Source organism: Pseudomonas sp. ASL3 (assembly GCF_056680425.1).
Window position 1 is genome coordinate 3011686 of sequence record NZ_CM155281.1, and the last position, 16136, is coordinate 3027821.

Here is a 16136-nt window from a genome sequence, read left to right on the forward strand (position 1 = left end):
TGATAGCAACGTGAACAGGCCGGGGGTCATTAAAAACTTGAACGGCCCCCTTTCAGGGACAAGCGTTCTCGGTTATTTGTCAGTAGCATTTCAAGGACCCAGACAACATTTACTTTCGCTGCAGCACCGCCTCCCCGGCCTGCGGCAGCAAACGCAGGTTGTCCAGCAACGCAACGCCCGCAATCACTGCGACCCAAAGGAACGTCAGCTGAAAGTCAGCGGTCAGCGCTTGTTCGGTGTTGCCGTGAACGTTCATTGCAAGACGCAGCAGTAACGCGCCAACGGCCACACCCAACCCCATGCTGAGCTGGAAGAACATGCTGAACAGGGTCGAGGCGTCGCTCATTTGTTCCTGGGGTACGTCGGCGAAACCCAGGGTATTGAAGGCGGTGAACTGCATGGATCGAGATAGACCGCCGACGAACAGGATGAACAGAATCAACGGCCACCCCATGCGTGGTTCGAGCAGCGCGCAGGCGGCGATTGCCAACACGCCGAGAATGCCGTTAACCAGCAACACCGGGCGAAATCCCCAGCGTTGCATTACCGCGCTGGTGAAGGGTTTCATTGACAGATTGCCCGCGAACACTGCCAGCACCAGCAACCCGGCATCGAATGCCGACAGGCCGAAGCCCAGCTGGAACATCAGCGGCAGAAGGAACGGCAACGTGCTGATGGCGATGCGAAACAGCGAGCCGCCAAACAGGCTGACACTGAACGTGCGAACACCCATCACCCCCAAGGCCAGCAAAGGATCGACGCGCCGACGCATATGCGCCCACGCCAGAACCGCAAGAATCGTCCCGACAATGGCAAGCGTTAGTCCCGGCCACAGATTGGCGCGACTTTGCCCCAGCATCTCGACGCCGTACAACAACGCAGCGCAGGCACCACCCACCAGCACAAATCCACCGAGATCGAAGGCTCTGGTACCGACCTCATTACGTTTGGGAATCAGGATCAGGTTCGCGATCAGCGCCACCAGCCCAAGAGGCAAATTGAGATAGAAAATCCACGGCCAGGAGGCATGGGTGACAATGAACCCACCGAGCGGCGGCCCTAGAATCGGCGCCACCAGCCCGGGCCAGGTGATGAAGGAAATCGCCCGTACCAGATCCTTCTTCTCCGTCGCCCGCAACACCGCCAGCCTTCCGACCGGCACCATCATCGCGCCGCTGATGCCTTGCAGCACACGGGCAGCGACAAAGGTCTCCAGGCTGTCGCTCAACCCGCACAACAACGAAGACACGCTGAACAGCACAATCGCCGAGCCGAACACCAGGCGCGAACCGAAGCGATCAGCCAACCACCCGCTGATAGGAATGAACACCGCTATTGCCAGCATGTAGGCGCTCATGCCGATGTTCAGATCCACCGCCGCCACACCAAAAGTGCGGGCCATGTCAGGTAACGCCGTGGCAATCACCGTGGCGTCGAGGTTTTCCATGAAGAAAGTGACAGCCACCAGCAGGGCAATCAAGGTTGAGCGGCGTTGAGACATAGGCGTGGTTCCTGGCCGGCGTTTAGAGTTGACCTACCGTATCGAGAAAGTGCTGCTCCATACGAGCAGCATCAGGAGTGATGCCAGTAAATAGCTCAAAGCATTTCGCTGCCTGGAACACGTTCATCGTTCCGCCGCCCAATGTGCGACAACCCAATGCTCGTGCACTGCGCAACAACTGGGTTTCGATAGGGAAATACACCACGTCGGCCACCCATAGATCGGCACGCAAGAGCTCCGCTGGAACCGGCATACCCGGGAGCTTCGCCATACCCACAGGCGTGGTGTTGACCAAGCCATCGGCAGAACTCAAGGCACTCTCCAGATCGCTACCCAACACGGCGCGGCCATTGCCGAAACGCGCGTTGAGGTTGTTGACCAGCGCCATCCCCCGCTCTGCCTCGATATCGAAAATGCTCAATTGCTGCACGCCCTGCTGCAGTAAAGCGTAGGCCACCGCCGAACCAGCGCCGCCAGCGCCCATTTGTACTACCCGCTCACGTCGGGCATCTGACAAGCCTCGCTTGAAACCTTCGGCAAAGCCCAGGCAATCGGTGTTGTAACCAATGGTTCGCCCGTCTTTGATCACCACTGTGTTTACCGCGCCGATGCTACTGGCCTCATCGGATAATTCGTCGAGTAACGGCAATACGCTCTGCTTGCAAGGGAAGGTAATGTTCAGGCCGTTGTAGCCCATTTGCCTGGCGGAATTCATCAACGCGGGCAACGCATTGGCGTCAAGGCCCATCTGGTCGAGATCAATCAATTTGTACAGGTAAACCAGATGCTGTGCCGTGCCCTCCCGCATGTGCAGAGCCGGGCTCATGGATGACTGGAGCCCGGCACCGATCAGGCCGATCAACACGTTCGGCGCGACAGGATGTTGAACTGACGAGGAAGTGGTCATTGTTATTGTCCTTGCGAATCAGCGGTGGTGGATGAGGCAGTGTTTTTCCAGTCGTTCAAGGCGGCGTTCAATACATAAGCGTTGGCCATATCGGTTCCGGCATAGCCGCCTCGACGCTCGATCAGTTCGAAGCACAGACCGCTGGTAAAAGGTGGCAGACAAGCGCGGCGGTATTCACCTTGAGGCTGACGGTCATAAAGCATGTTCAATCGGCGCAGCTCATCCACTTCCCCCTGCTCCAGAGGAAAGCGTGCGGCCAGATCGTCGTAGTAATTGGCCGGCACCGGCAGCGTATCGATGCACTGCGCCAGCAGTGTGTGCAGGCAAGCCGCCAGATCCGGGACGGCAAATACCAATCGGCTGATGCGCTGTTCGGCACTGGCTTGAGCGGCCAGAGTCCGCTCATGGGTTGAGGTTTCCAGCTCGATAGCCAACTCATTGCCTTGCAGCAGGCGCCCGCGTACCACGCCATAAGGATCGTGCTTGAGCAGTGACGACACGGGCTTGAGCCCAAGGGTCAGGTGATAGAACGTGGCCCAACTGTCGAGCATACCCAAGGGTACTGCGCGGATAATGGTTTCCAGTCGAGTGCCGTGAACCTCCGGCGTGTCTTGATCGCGCTGCGGCATGAAGCGTAAAACGCTGCCATCGAGCGCTGTGGTTCCGGCGTGTTCGCCAGCACCGACTGGATAGCCGAAGGCCTCGCTTCGTTGCTGTGCTGTCTGGGGATCAGCAACGCTCACCCCAACCCCTTGAACATTGACGCCCGGGGCCATGCTCGGGAGCAACTTGACGGTCAGTGGCGCATCGACCGACGTCAGCCCCAGCGCGCTCAGTTGCTTGTCCAGCAGGCTCCGGCTCGCTGCATCAGTGGTCAGCTCCAGATAGCTGCAGCGGGCATGCGGCGAAACCGCTGGTGGGACCGCCAGTTGTTGCCCAGCCTCACAACCTGCGCGTTGACTCAATTGCTCTTCCAGCCAGATCAACGAGGCACGACCGGCATTGGCCGTCAGTTGCGCCGGCGTTGCGCGGTACTCGTCGCTGAAGATCTCCAGCGACAACGGCCCGTCATAACCCGTTTGCAGCACGGCATCGACGAAACCCACCATGTCGAACTGGCCCAGTCCCGGAAAACTGCGCAGGGGACGCGTGTGCAGCGGAGGTTGAGTGATATCCCAAGGGGCATCGGACAGTTGCAGGAAGAAGATCTTCTCTCCCGGCAGATCCTTGATCGCACTGAAATCGTCCCGCAGCGCCAGCGTGTGATAACTGTCCAGCACCAGCCCGAGGTTTTGATGATGGGCGCGTTCAACTGCGGCATAGGCCTGAGCGAAACGGCTCGTATGGGTGCCCCAGGACAAGGCTTCAAACCCCACCCGCAGGTTGCGCTTGGCGGCGCGGCTCGCCAGTTCGTTGAGCTGGCCAGCAATCAAGTCCGGGTCGCCCAGCGCCGTCGGCTGAGCGTTGGAACAGACCAGCAGCAGCCCGATCCCCAGCTCTTGCATGAGATCGAACTTGCGTTCGGCGCGCTGCAGATTGCGCTGGAACTGCGCAGGGTCCACACCCTCGAAATCACGCAGCGGTTGATAGATATCCAGACCCAGATCAAGGTCTGCGGCCATGTGGCGTATTTCTCGGGGAGTCAGGCGGCAGGCCAGCAGATCGTTTTCGAAAATCTCGACCGCATCGAAGCCCGCCTGAGCCGCAGCAGCAAGCTTCTCCGGCAAGGTGCCCGACAGGGCCATGGTCGCTATGGAATGGCGCATGAGTTGCTCCTTTTCGCAGGCAGCCGGGCACCGAGCCCGCTATCTGCCGCAGGGGATTATTGTTGTTGTGATGTGCACGCCTGGCCCCGCAAAGGTGCCGGCATCAGCCGTCAATCAAGCATCGGAGCCGGTTTCTTGTCGGCGAAGACTGATACAGATGTTGTGCGTGGTGCGCTGGATATGCTGAGCAAGCAGCGCGCACGCCAGGTCGGCATTGCGTTCCAGGGTGGCCGCGACAATCGCGCCATGCTCGGAATTCACGTCCCGGTCAAACGGGTTCTTCGCCAGGAACAGTCGGCGGTAGCGGTCATTCAAGTCATGCAGGGTATTGCAGTGATTGAGCAATAGCGGCATGTCGCAGGCTTCCAGCAACTTCAGGTGAAAGTCACGGTGAGTCTGCTCCCATTGCTCCTGCTGCGTCGCGCTCATGTTGTCCGTGCGCTTGATGCTGCGAAGCTTTTCCTCGGCGGCCCGGACCGAATCAGCCCAGGCCTGATCGCCTTTGGTGATGGATTCGCGTAGCGCCAGTCCCTCGGAGTGGACCCGCAGTTTGGCGATTTCCTGAAGATTTTTCTCGGACACTGGAATAACGCGGTATCCCCTTTTGTCCTCGATCAACACCAGGCCTTCGGCGCCAAGCCGGGAAAGTGCCTCGCGCAATGGACTGCGGCTGATGGTCAGACCCAGTTTTTCGCGCAACGCTTCCAGACGCAACTTGCTACCCGGTGCCAACTCGCCGGTCATGATCGCCATACGCAGACGCTTCACCAGGGAGGTGGCATGGGTGGTAGTGCTGTCTTCCTGCGCGGACAGGTTCTCGTCCATCAACATCTCGTTCACTGCAAAGGCCTCTGACCTGATCACTCGAGAGACGGCAAACACTACCGTCTCGACACGCCCTATCATCCGCGATGTCCGGCGACCTGTCAGCTACACGCCGACAAGCCACGGAGCATCATTCGCTCAACGCGGCCAATGCAGCAGCCTTGGCGACCGCCGTAGGCTCGGGCACCTGCACATCCGGTGTAGCGTACTTGTGGAAACTTTCCGGCACGCCCAGGCCCCACGCCGTTGAGCGGCCTTTTACTTCCGTGCCCCACTGCACGGGTTCCCAGTCCGGAACAAAGATATGAATGCCGCCGGAGAACACTTCGATGCGGTTGCCGCCCGGTTCGTACACGTACAGAAAGAAACCCTGAGTACGTGAATGCTTGGCCGGACCGAATTCGATGAATACATCGTTTTCCATGAAGATATCGGCAGCGCGCAACACGTCTTCACGGTTTTCCACCGCATAGGCCAGGTGATGCAGTCGACCGTTGGCTGTCGGACTTGGCTCCTTGGTGATGGCCAGGTCATGAGCCTTGTTCATCAGACTCATCCAGGCGCCAACCTCTTCGCCCTGACCGCCCGGGATCAGATGCTCGCGCAGTTTGAAGCCCATGGTCTGATCGGCGAATTCACGGGTCTTGACCACGTCCTGGGTCAGGATGTTGATGTGATCAATGCGCGCGGCCGCGACGCCACGTCCGCTGAATTTTTGCGGCTGGTTGGGCAGGTACGGTTTCTTGTCCGCCGTGGGCACGTATTTTTCGGCCTCGTAGTAGACCTCCATACGGTGCCCGCTCGGTGCAATGAAGCTGTAGGCCGCGCCGTGGCCCACATCACCATCGATCCATCGGCCTTCGACGCCATAGGCCTTGAGCGCGGTAACTCGACGCTCCAGTGCCTGAGGACTCATGACTCGCCAGCCAATGTGGGCGGCGCCTGCCTGCTTGGCAGCGGTCAGTTTCAATGAACTCAGGTCGTGGTCGCCCCAGGCGCGCAGGTAAGCCGAGTCGCCTTGGGTAGTGACCAGATCCAGGCCGTAGACTTCGGTGAAGAAACGCACGCTGGCGTCCAGGTCAGGGGTGTTGAGTTCCACATGGCCGAGGTTCGAGACGTCATACAGCGGTTCTGGGTGAAACTTGCTGGTTTTGTTCATGAGTTCAGCTCTTGTTTTTGTTGTTCAGGGTTCAACGACGAAGCAGGTCCAGAGCCACGTCGACGATCATGTCTTCCTGGCCCCCGACCATGCGGCGCTTGCCCAATTCAACGAGGATATCGACGGTCTTCAATCCATACTTGGCCGCAGCAACTTCAGCGTGACGCAGGAAGCTCGAATAGACCCCCGCATAACCCAGCGCCAGACTCTCGCGATCAACCCGCACTGGACGATCCTGCAAGGGGCGGACAATGTCATCGGCCGCGTCCATCAGGGTGTACAGGTCAGTGCCGTGATTCCAGCCGAGACGTTCGGCGGCGGCGATAAACACTTCCAGTGGCGCATTGCCCGCGCCGGCGCCCATGCCCGCGAGGCTGGCATCAATGCGGTCGCAACCTTCTTCCACCGCCGTGATCGAGTTGGCCACACCCAGTGACAGGTTGTGGTGGGCGTGCATGCCGGTTTCGGTTTCAGGCTTGAGCACCGCCTTGAAAGCACGGAAGCGCTCGCGAATGTCCTGCATGTTCATCGCGCCGCCGGAGTCGGCCATATACACGCAGGTCGCGCCGTAGCTTTCCATCAGTTGGGCCTGCCTGGCCAGTTCTTCCGGGGCGAGCATGTGGCTCATCATCAGGAAGCCGACGGTATCCATGCCCAGCTCGCGAGCGTATTCGATGTGCTGGCGCGACACGTCCGCTTCGGTGCAGTGAGTGGCAATGCGGACCACACGGGCGCCGGCATTGTAGGCAGCCTTGAGGTCATGGACCGTACCGATACCGGGTAGCAGCAAGGTGGTGATTTTGGCGTGGCTGATGACGTCCGCCACGGCTTCGATATATTCCAGGTCCGAATGGGCCGCGAAGCCATAGTTGAAGCTCGAACCTTGCAGGCCGTCGCCGTGGGCCACTTCGATGGCGTCGACTTTCGCCTTGTCCAGTGCACGGGCGATGTCCTGGACATTCTTGATCGAGTACTGATGACGGATGGCATGGCTTCCGTCGCGCAGGGTCACGTCGGAGATATACAGCTTTTTCTTGATGTCCATGTTTCAGGCCTCGACCGAGTTCAAGCGAGTGGCGGCGATACGTTCGGCACAGGCCATTGCCGCCGAGGTCATGATGTCCAGGTTGCCAGCGTAGGCTGGCAGGTAGTGCGCCGCGCCTTCGACTTCAAGGAACACCGACGTCTTCAAACCGCTCAAATAGCCCAGACCCGGAACATTGACCGGCGCTTCAGGCGCAATGACCTCGAACTGGACCTTCTGTTTCAAGCGATAGCCCGGCACATAGCTCTGCACGCTTGAAACCATGTCGAGGATCGAACGCTCGATTTCATCCTGGTCAGCCAGTTCGGACAGCACGAACACGGTGTCGCGCATGATCAGTGGCGGCTCGGCCGGATTGAGCACGATGATCGCTTTGCCACGGGTCGCACCACCGAGTTTCTCGATGGCCGCCGTGGTCGTCTCGGTGAACTCGTCGATGTTGGCTCGGGTACCAGGACCTGCCGATTTACTGGAAATCGAGGCGACGATTTCTCCGTAGTGAACCTTGGCCACCCGGGACACGGCCGCGACGATCGGGATAGTGGCCTGGCCGCCGCAGGTGACCATGTTCAGGTTACTGGCATCGAGTTCGGAATCAAGATTGATCGCCGGGATCACATACGGACCGATGGCCGCCGGGGTCAGGTCGATGACCTTGATGCCATGGGGCTGAAGCAAGGCATTGTGGTGGGCGTGGGCGCTGGCGGAGGTGGCGTCGAACACGATCTTGATGTCCTTGAAGCCTTCCATCGCCAACAGGCCTTCAATGCCCCCGGCAGTGGTGGCGACGCCCATGCGCTCGGCGCGAGCCAGGCCGTCGGAGGCCGGATCGATACCGACCATGGCGCCCATTGCCAGGTGCTTGCCGTGACGCAGGATCTTGATCATCAAATCGGTACCGATGTTGCCGGAACCGATGATGGCGACTTTTACAGGCTTGCTCATCTTGTTGTCCTTCTTGTGCTGTGCGTTGCCGGGGCGGGATCGATTGGCTAAACAGCCTTGCTGCGTCGCTCACGGATGGTTTCGCCGCCAGCCGCCCAAAGGTTGTCCGGATACTCCTGAACCAGGACGCGAATGCTTTCCAGCGGAGCATCCAGACTTTCGGCAATGGCCCTGGACACGCTGACGATCAACGCCTGCTTCTTCTCGTCACTGCGGCCTTCGATGATGTTGATGATGGCGATAGGCATGGATTTAGTCCTGAACGTGAAAACCGATACTGCCGAGGTGCTGCACGTCGAGCCGCACATAGGTACCCGGCACCAGCCACTCGGCCGGTGTTGCGGCACCGGCCATGACAATGGCACCGGCCTGCAGGGGCTCGCCCGCCTGAGCGGCCAGACGCGCAGCGGCGACCAGAGCGCGTAACGGGTTGCCGAGAATCGCAGCGCTGGAGCCCATGTGCTGGGCCTTGCCGTCGAAGCTCATGACCATGCCCAGATTGCCGATGTCGCTGTCTGGTGCATTCCAGGCACCTATGACAAAACCCGAGGAAGAGGCGTTATCGGCGATCACATCCGGCAGGGAAAACTTGAAGTTCTGGTAGCGCGAATCGATGATTTCCAGCGCCGGAGCGATGGCTTCCACCGCCGCCAACGCTTCGCTGGCCGTGACATCGCCTGCCAGTGGACGCTTGAGCAGGAAAGCGATCTCAGGCTCGACACGTGGATGCACATAATTGGAGAGTTTGACGGTACTGCCCTCCTCCACGCGCATGCCGCTGGTCAAACGACCCCAGATCAGGTCATCAATGCCCATCTGCAGCATTTTCGCACGGCTGGTAAAGCCCATCTTCATGCCGACGTGCCGTTCACCGCGACCCAGACGACGAGCTATGGATGCGGCCTGAATGCGGTAGGCATCGTCCAGGCTCATTTTCGATTCCGGGTCGATCTGATTGATGGCGACGGCGGTACGGGCCGCTTCGTCCAGACGGGCCGCGTATTCTGCGATCATGCTCATGCTTGCACCTTCTTGCTGTTTGCTTCGACCGACTGTTGCGGGGCGGCATCGGCATCACCGAAGACAGCGACAACCGAACCAAGGCCAGCGATACGCGCCTCGACAACATCACCCGGACGCACTTCGACCATCGGCCCCAATGCCCCGGAAAGCACCAGGTCTCCAGCACGCAGCGGCTGCCCGACTTCGACCATTTTGCGGGCCAGCCAGACCACGGCGTTCAAGGGATTGCCCAGGCACGCCTGACCGACACCCACCGACACAGGCTCGCCTCTACGCTCCATGACCATCCCGCACAGGCTCAGGTCCAGATCCTTGATGTCCCGCGGTGAGCTGCCCAGCACATAGGCACCTGACGACGCGTTGTCGGCGATGGTGTCAACGATGCGGATGTTCCAGTTGGCAATCCGGCTGCCGACGATTTCTATCGCTGGCAAGGCGTAGTCAATGGCATTGAGCACGTCGACCAGGCCCGGATTGGGCAGGTCCAGATCACGTTTGAGAACGAACGCGATCTCAGCCTCGACCTTGGGTTGATGCAGTGACTGCCAGGCAATCACTTCACCGCTGCCGTAGCCCATGTCATCGAACAGCGCGCCGAAATCAGGCTGGTCGACACCCAACTGTTTTTGCACAGCTTTGGACGTGAGGCCGATCTTGCGACCAACAATGCGCCGCCCTTTGGCCAATTGGCGTTCGGTATTGATCTGCTGAATCGCGTAGGCGTCATCAATGCCGAATGAAGGCTGGACCTCGCGCAGAGGCGCAATCCATTCATGGCTCCGGGCAGCCTGGTCCAGCCAGTCAGCCGCGCACTGCAAACTTGTATCGTTCATCGCGGTGCTCCTCAGGTTGGGTAGACGACTGGCTCTTCACGAGCCGCGACCCGTGCCAGCAAATCGGCCCCCCGGTTTGCCGCCGGCAGCCCCCGAAACAGGAAACACAGACTGATAGTTGCCTGCAGCTCTTCCCAGCTGGCGCCACAACGGCGAGCGGCCAGGCAATGGGTTTCGGCAGCGTCGTTGCCATCCATCAGCAGCATGCCGAACAGGATGATCTGCACCATCTTCGGATCCAGATGTGGGGTATCCATGGCGTGGCTGCGCATGGCTTCTTGCATCTGGACCAGTTCCGGGTCGAGCACGCCGGTAATGCCGAAACGCGACTGGATGCGGGGCGGGACGTAACCCAGCAGATCGCGGTAGGCCCCTCCGTAGGTTTCCAGAGTACTTGCCTGGGTGGCGCTATCCAGTTTGGCGGACTGGGAAATAGCGTCGAGATTGACCCTCGTTGCTGACATTGCGATCTCCTTGGATCTCTTATTTTGCATGCAAAATGCAACTTGATTCAAAAAGTAATCGTCCTTAAAAGCCAAGTCAAGAGATAAAAACCGCGCAGAGACGGCAAATAAATCAACCAAAATCGACTTAATCGCATGTAAAACGGCGTAAATCAGAGATTAAAAGGGCTATACGCCCTTATTTTGCATGCAAAAATAAAAATATGCGCTTGACATCATGATCTGTCTCTCACTAGCCTGAGCACTCATCAACTGCATGCAAAACATCACAACGCAGCTTGAGCATCATCACAAAGTCCCGACAACAACAATATGGGTACTCAAGACATGTCCATTAAAACTGGAGAAACCGCATCCGCGGCTCCGCTGGCCTATGCCCCCGCGACAAGCATCAAGCGCACCCGCGCTCGCTTTGTCATCCTTGCCCTGCTCGCCATTGGCACCATGATCAATTACCTGGATCGAACGATCCTGGGTATCGCTGCGCCTGAACTCACCAAAGATCTGGGCATCACCGCAGTGACCATGGGCTTCGTGTTCTCGGCGTTCGCCTGGACTTACGCCTTGGCGCAAATTCCTGGCGGGCTGTTCCTGGATCGTTTCGGCAGTAAGGTCACCTACTTTCTGGCGCTTACCTTCTGGTCGGCATTTACCCTGCTGCAGGGCTTCACCGTCGGCATCAAGACGCTTCTGCTGTGTCGTTTCGGGCTGGGGATCAGCGAAGCGCCGTGCTTCCCGACCAACAGTCGGGTGGTCGGCACCTGGTTTCCACAACAGGAGCGCGCCCGGGCCACAGCCATCTATACCGTCGGTGAATACCTGGGTCTGGCCTGCTTTGCGCCGGCCTTGTTCTGGATCATGGGGGCTTACGGCTGGCGAGCGATCTTCGTCATCGTCGGTGTGATCGGCATCCTCTTCGGACTGGTCTGGTGGCGCATGTATCGCGAACCCCACGAGTCCACCAGCGTCAATCAGGCTGAGCTGGATTACATCGCTGCCGGCGGCGGCCTGGCGAAAGCCGACGAACAATCGACACCGTTCTCCTGGTCCAACGTGCGTCAATTGCTCTCGTACCGCCAGATCATCGGTGCCTCCATCGGCCAGTTCGCCGGCAACACTGTTCTGGTGTTTTTCCTCACCTGGTTCCCGACGTACCTGGCCACTGAACGCCACATGGGCTGGATCAAGGTCGGTTTCTTTTCGATCATGCCGTTCCTGGCGGCCGCTGCTGGCGTGATGTTCGGTGGCTGGCTGTCCGACCAACTGCTCAAACGCACCGGCTCGGCCAACATCGCCCGCAAGCTGCCGATCATCGCCGGGCTGTTGATGGCCAGCACCATCATCGGCGCCAACTATGTAGAAACCGATGTGCTGGTCATCTCGATCCTGTCCTTTGCCTTTTTCGGTCAAGGCATGGTGGGTCTGGGCTGGACGCTGATCTCTGACGTCGCGCCGAAAAAACTCATGGGCCTGACCGGCGGCCTGTTCAACTTCTGCTCCAACCTGTCCGGCATCAGCACCCCGCTGGTCATCGGTTTCATCATCGCTGGCACCGGCTCGTTCTTTTACGCGCTGATCTACGTCGGTGCCGCTGCGCTCCTGGGTGTGATCGCCTATGCCTTGATCGTCGGCGACGTACACCGTATCGAGCTCAAAGACTGATCCCTGTTCACCGGCCAGATGACGAAAATCGGCCGTGTGATCAAACGGATCAACTAACTGAACTTAAGGAACGAACATCATGAATGTCCTCATGCTGCACGGCATCAACCACAACATGTTCGGCAAGCGCGACCCGGCTCAATACGGAACGGTAACCCTGGCCGAAATCGACGCCAGCCTGCGCGCCCTCGGCGAGGAGCTCGGTGTCCAGGTCGAGAGCTTCCAGACCAACAGCGAAGGTGAAATGTGCGAGCGCATCCACCAGGGCTACTTCGATAACGTGGACGCCGTACTGATCAACGCCGGGGCCTGGACTCATTACAGCTACGGCATCCGCGATGCACTGGCGATACTCACGGTGCCCGTGGTCGAGCTGCACATGTCCAACATCCATGCGCGCGAAGCGTTCCGCCATCAGTCGGTGTTTGCTGAGATCGTCAAAGGCCAGATCTGCGGTTTTGGCGTGGACAGTTATTTGCTGGGGCTACGTGCGGCCGTATCAGCGGCACGCAGCCTGACGTGATGACCGCAAGCAACTGGCTCTAGCCTGAAACTTCATCTCCACCTGCCAGTCGGTGGGTGGTCGATCCAAACCGAATTCATTGATCCGCCGTCTGTGCCTGGCGCAGCCGGACGGATTCGTGCAAACCAACATAAGTACTTGGGAACAAAAACAATGATGCTCAAGGTCAATCGCTCGGCACTGAACAACTCACCTCGTTATGCCCTGACAACCCTGGCACTGAGTCTGGCGGCCGGAACGCCAGTGTTCGCTGCAGAGTCAGGCTTCGTCGAAGACAGCACCGCGACCCTCACCGCCCGCAACTTCTATATCAATCGTAATTTCGTCGATCCGGCGTATCCGCAGGCGAAAGCGCAGGAATGGACGCAGAGCTTCATCCTCGATGCACGATCCGGCTTTACTCAGGGCACTGTCGGTTTCGGCGTAGACATACTCGGTATGTACTCGCAAAAGCTCGACGGCGGACGCGGCACCGGCGGGACACAGCTCCTGCCTTTGGACAGCGATGGTCGCCCAGCCGACAACTTCGGTCGCCTGGGCGTGGCCTTCAAATCCAGGATTTCAAAAACCGAATTGAAAGTCGGCGAATGGATGCCAGTACTGCCAATCCTGCGCTCCGATGACGGTCGCTCCTTGCCACAGACCTTCCGTGGCGGCCAGATCACCTCCAGGGAAATCGACGGTTTGACCCTTTACGGCGGCCAGTTCCGAGCCAACAGTCCGCGCAACGATTCGAGCATGAGCGACATGTCGATGAACGGCAAAGCGGCGTTCACGTCAGACCGCTTCAACTTTGAAGGCGGCGAATACACCTTCAACGACAAGCGCACCATGATTGGCGTCTGGAACGCCGAGCTCAAAGACATCTACAGCCAGCAGTTCATCAATCTGGTCCACACTCAACCCTTGGGTAACTGGACCCTTGGCGCCAACCTGGGCTTCTTTTATGGCAAGGACGACGGCAGCGCCCTGGCCGGCGATCTGGACAACAAGACCTGGTCCGGGCTGTTCTCCGCCAAATATGGTGGCAACACCTTCTACGTTGGTTTGCAGCGAGTCACCGGCAACAGCGCCTGGATGCGCGTCAACGGCACCAGCGGTGGCACCCTGGCCAACGACAGCTACAACTCTAGCTACGACAACGCCAAGGAAAAGTCCTGGCAAGTGCGCCATGACTACAACTTCGCAGCCCTCGGCGTGCCCGGTCTTACTTTGATGAACCGCTACATCAGCGGCGACAATGTCCATACCGGAACCATCACCGACGGCAAGGAATGGGGTCGCGAAAGCGAACTGGGCTACACCGTGCAAAGCGGCACCTTCAAGAACCTCAACGTGCGCTGGCGCAATTCGAGCATCCGCAAAGACTTCAGCACCAATGAGTTCGATGAGAACCGGCTGATCATCAACTATCCATTCTCTCTGCTTTAGAAAGCACAAAGGGAATGCCGCATTGGATGAAAGTGGTAAAGCATGAGACCCCAGCCCTTATTAAGTGCGTGGGGATCTGGCCTGGAGGACGCTGGGGAGGAAGAAAATTTATGCCAAAACCAACCTCCTGGAATCGCGTAGACGCAGTCACTCATCTTGGGTAAGGGGTCAAGTACCCGCTGAAAATGCCCCAAAACTGTCGGGAGCGACTTTTTCAACAGAATCGGTCGAAAGCGGCCATTTATAATGTCCGCTTCGGCCGGTCACGGCAGCCCTAATACGTTGGATCAATGTAACCGCAGGGAGAGGTAAAACGCCCTGGCCAGGAAGCCCTCGACAAATCTGCTACCGGTCAGGTTGCCCATCAAGGTACCCACAGCACTGAACGAGGCCAGGGAAACCAGTGTCCCGTAGTCTTTGTAATGAAACTTCTGCATGGATTTACCATCGATGCGTAGGACTATGTTTCGTGCCATCAATTCTGCTTGCTGGTGAGCCGCTTGGGCGCGAGGCGGCACAATACGACCTTCAGTCTCCGGGATCGGGCAAGCGGCACAATCGCCCAGTGCGGAAATCGACTCATCGCGTGTTGTCTGCAAAGTACTTCGGACCACCAATTGATTGATTCGGTTGGTTTCAAGACCATCAAGGTCTTGCAGAAAGGCTGGTGCTCGAATCCCCGCCGCCCAGATCCGGACATCTGCCTGAATAAATTCGTCGCCACTGATAGTTAACCCTTCTCCAGTGACTTCACTGACGGCAGAGTTCCTCAACACTTCCACGCCGAGCTTTTGCAGTTCGCGATGAACAGCCTGGCTGATTCGCTCCGGTAGTACCGGTAAAATTCGCGGCCCCGCTTCGATTAGAGTAATACGCAGACTCTCCGGGCACGCCTGTCGCACGCCATAACCTTGCATCAGGCGTACGGCGTGGTGCAGCTCGGCACAGAGCTCAACACCCGTCGCACCAGCGCCTACGACGGCAACACGCAAAGGCTGCGCATCGTTGGAGGCGTGGGCTGACTTCCCCCCAGTGCCAAACCTAGAACCTCCTCACATATCGGCCACTTTTTCCGTCCTGAAGAGGTTGCTCGCCTGGCAGGGGAGCCTCTCGCGGCACCGGTTCGAATCTGCCCGGCAGATCAATGGCTTTGACGAGACTTCCTTCGATTTTCCCGGAGCGGTTTTGGCAACGCAGTTTAGCGACCATGCACCGCACGGAAGCGCGTCGAGACAAAGCCGGCTGACCAGGCTGGTAGCGAACCTGGGATTGGATTGTCTGGGGCAGGCAAAGCGACCGGCAAGGGGCGCTTTGGTTGGATGCCACCCAAGTAGTCACCGTGCCCACAATCCCAGGCATTAGGAATGTGCCAGGCCGATTTTAAATTATCAGAGACGGGAGCTTGGGGGCCGTACCGACCCAGCGCCCCCCGCCAGTAGGGATCGCCCACTGAGATGATGCCGGCCAGCGGATTTCCCAGTGGATAGGCATACTCGAGCACTACATCCTCTAGTGAGGCAAGCACAGACACATCAGCAACTTTGCTCACGGTAGCCCGATAGGTAGTGTTGAGGCAGTCAGCATCGATTGCGCCTGCCATTAGGGTCAGTTGCGCCACGTTTCGATTCAGTTTGATGATCGTCTCCAAAATTACACGCGCACCCAGGCTGTGGGATACAAACGACAAGCTCGCGGCCCCTCCAAAGTTCCGATTTATGAACTCGGCCAGCAGCTTTGCGCTATCAATCGCCTCACGGTCTTCAAATGGATAGTCCAGCACTGGGATCCAGCGGGAATCCCCCGGCCACAGGATACCAATGAACAAAGCACCATCCCCAAGATCCAGCAATGACTCCCAACCAGAGAGCGATGTAATCCCGTCGTACCGATTAACGTTGAAACCATGGGTGCCAAACAGGACATTGCATCCTCGTACCGCCTCAAGAAAACCCTGGAGGTTGGGGTAATGTCCTCCATCTTGCCGAAGCATCACCTGCTTGGCCGGGATGCCGCCGGCACTGTCTGCACGTAAATCCAAGAACCAGGTCATGG

The 16136-nt window shown here is 58.6% G+C and carries 15 protein-coding genes and 1 pseudogene; 3 read left to right on the forward strand and 13 right to left on the reverse strand.

Annotation, left to right across the window (positions count from 1 at the left end; genetic code table 11):
* Positions 1-109 precede the first annotated feature (109 nt).
* The 11 genes from AC1MEE_RS13795 to AC1MEE_RS13845 all read right to left on the reverse strand — a co-directional run bounded on the left by AC1MEE_RS13795 (position 110) and on the right by AC1MEE_RS13845 (position 10468).
* Positions 110-1501: an MFS transporter gene (locus AC1MEE_RS13795; RefSeq protein WP_480415877.1), complete on the reverse strand. Its 1392-nt coding sequence runs from the start codon at positions 1499-1501 to the stop codon at positions 110-112.
* A 22-nt stretch (positions 1502-1523) separates the two neighbouring features.
* On the reverse strand, positions 1524-2408 hold the full coding sequence (locus AC1MEE_RS13800; protein WP_480415878.1) for a shikimate dehydrogenase: 885 nt from the start codon (positions 2406-2408) through the stop codon (positions 1524-1526).
* 2 nt (positions 2409-2410) lie between these two features.
* Positions 2411-4174 (reverse strand): TIM barrel protein, encoded by a 1764-nt coding sequence (locus tag AC1MEE_RS13805; protein WP_480415879.1) that lies wholly within the window; start codon positions 4172-4174, stop codon positions 2411-2413.
* Positions 4175-4288: 114 nt separating this feature from the next.
* Positions 4289-4999, reverse strand: a complete 711-nt coding sequence (locus AC1MEE_RS13810) for a GntR family transcriptional regulator (protein ID WP_480415880.1) — start codon at positions 4997-4999, stop codon at positions 4289-4291.
* A gap of 130 nt (positions 5000-5129) precedes the next feature.
* Positions 5130-6158, reverse strand: a complete 1029-nt coding sequence (locus AC1MEE_RS13815; RefSeq protein ID WP_480415881.1) for a catechol 2,3-dioxygenase — start codon at positions 6156-6158, stop codon at positions 5130-5132.
* Positions 6159-6189: 31 nt separating this feature from the next.
* The gene (gene dmpG / locus AC1MEE_RS13820; RefSeq protein WP_480415882.1) at positions 6190-7203 is read right to left on the reverse strand and encodes a 4-hydroxy-2-oxovalerate aldolase; all 1014 of its coding nucleotides are present in this window, start codon (positions 7201-7203) and stop codon (positions 6190-6192) included.
* Between the two features lie 3 nt (positions 7204-7206).
* On the reverse strand, positions 7207-8148 hold the full coding sequence (locus tag AC1MEE_RS13825; RefSeq protein ID WP_480415883.1) for an acetaldehyde dehydrogenase (acetylating): 942 nt from the start codon (positions 8146-8148) through the stop codon (positions 7207-7209).
* A 47-nt stretch (positions 8149-8195) separates the two neighbouring features.
* Positions 8196-8396, reverse strand: coding sequence for a 2-hydroxymuconate tautomerase family protein (locus AC1MEE_RS13830; protein ID WP_019362586.1), 201 nt, complete (start codon positions 8394-8396; stop codon positions 8196-8198).
* 4 nt (positions 8397-8400) lie between these two features.
* Positions 8401-9168, reverse strand: coding sequence for a 2-keto-4-pentenoate hydratase (locus tag AC1MEE_RS13835; RefSeq protein ID WP_480415884.1), 768 nt, complete (start codon positions 9166-9168; stop codon positions 8401-8403).
* Positions 9165-10004 carry a 2-keto-4-pentenoate hydratase gene (locus AC1MEE_RS13840; protein ID WP_480415885.1) on the reverse strand — a complete coding sequence of 280 codons (840 nt, stop codon included), beginning with the start codon at positions 10002-10004 and terminating at the stop codon, positions 9165-9167. The genes AC1MEE_RS13835 and AC1MEE_RS13840 overlap by 4 nt, the downstream gene beginning before the upstream one ends.
* 11 nt (positions 10005-10015) lie before the next feature.
* On the reverse strand, positions 10016-10468 hold the full coding sequence (locus tag AC1MEE_RS13845; RefSeq protein WP_480415886.1) for a carboxymuconolactone decarboxylase family protein: 453 nt from the start codon (positions 10466-10468) through the stop codon (positions 10016-10018).
* 327 nt (positions 10469-10795) lie between these two features.
* On the opposite strand from AC1MEE_RS13845, the gene AC1MEE_RS13850 reads away from it, so the two are divergent.
* The 3 genes from AC1MEE_RS13850 (at position 10796) to AC1MEE_RS13860 (ending at position 14084) form a co-directional block, all read left to right on the forward strand.
* Positions 10796-12130 (forward strand): MFS transporter, encoded by a 1335-nt coding sequence (locus AC1MEE_RS13850; RefSeq protein ID WP_480415887.1) that lies wholly within the window; start codon positions 10796-10798, stop codon positions 12128-12130.
* A gap of 79 nt (positions 12131-12209) precedes the next feature.
* Positions 12210-12653, forward strand: coding sequence for a type II 3-dehydroquinate dehydratase (gene aroQ, locus AC1MEE_RS13855; protein ID WP_480415888.1), 444 nt, complete (start codon positions 12210-12212; stop codon positions 12651-12653).
* Positions 12654-12806: 153 nt separating this feature from the next.
* Positions 12807-14084: an OprD family porin gene (locus AC1MEE_RS13860; RefSeq protein ID WP_480415889.1), complete on the forward strand. Its 1278-nt coding sequence runs from the start codon at positions 12807-12809 to the stop codon at positions 14082-14084.
* 290 nt (positions 14085-14374) lie between these two features.
* Here AC1MEE_RS13860 and AC1MEE_RS13865 read toward each other — a convergent pair.
* Together AC1MEE_RS13865 and AC1MEE_RS13870 are read right to left on the reverse strand one after the other, a co-directional pair.
* Positions 14375-15103 (reverse strand): annotated as a pseudogene (locus tag AC1MEE_RS13865) (NAD(P)/FAD-dependent oxidoreductase); the annotation flags it as partial.
* A gap of 179 nt (positions 15104-15282) precedes the next feature.
* Complete coding sequence (locus tag AC1MEE_RS13870) at positions 15283-16134, reverse strand: alpha/beta hydrolase (protein WP_480415890.1); 852 nt, start codon at positions 16132-16134, stop codon at positions 15283-15285.
* Positions 16135-16136 lie beyond the last annotated feature (2 nt).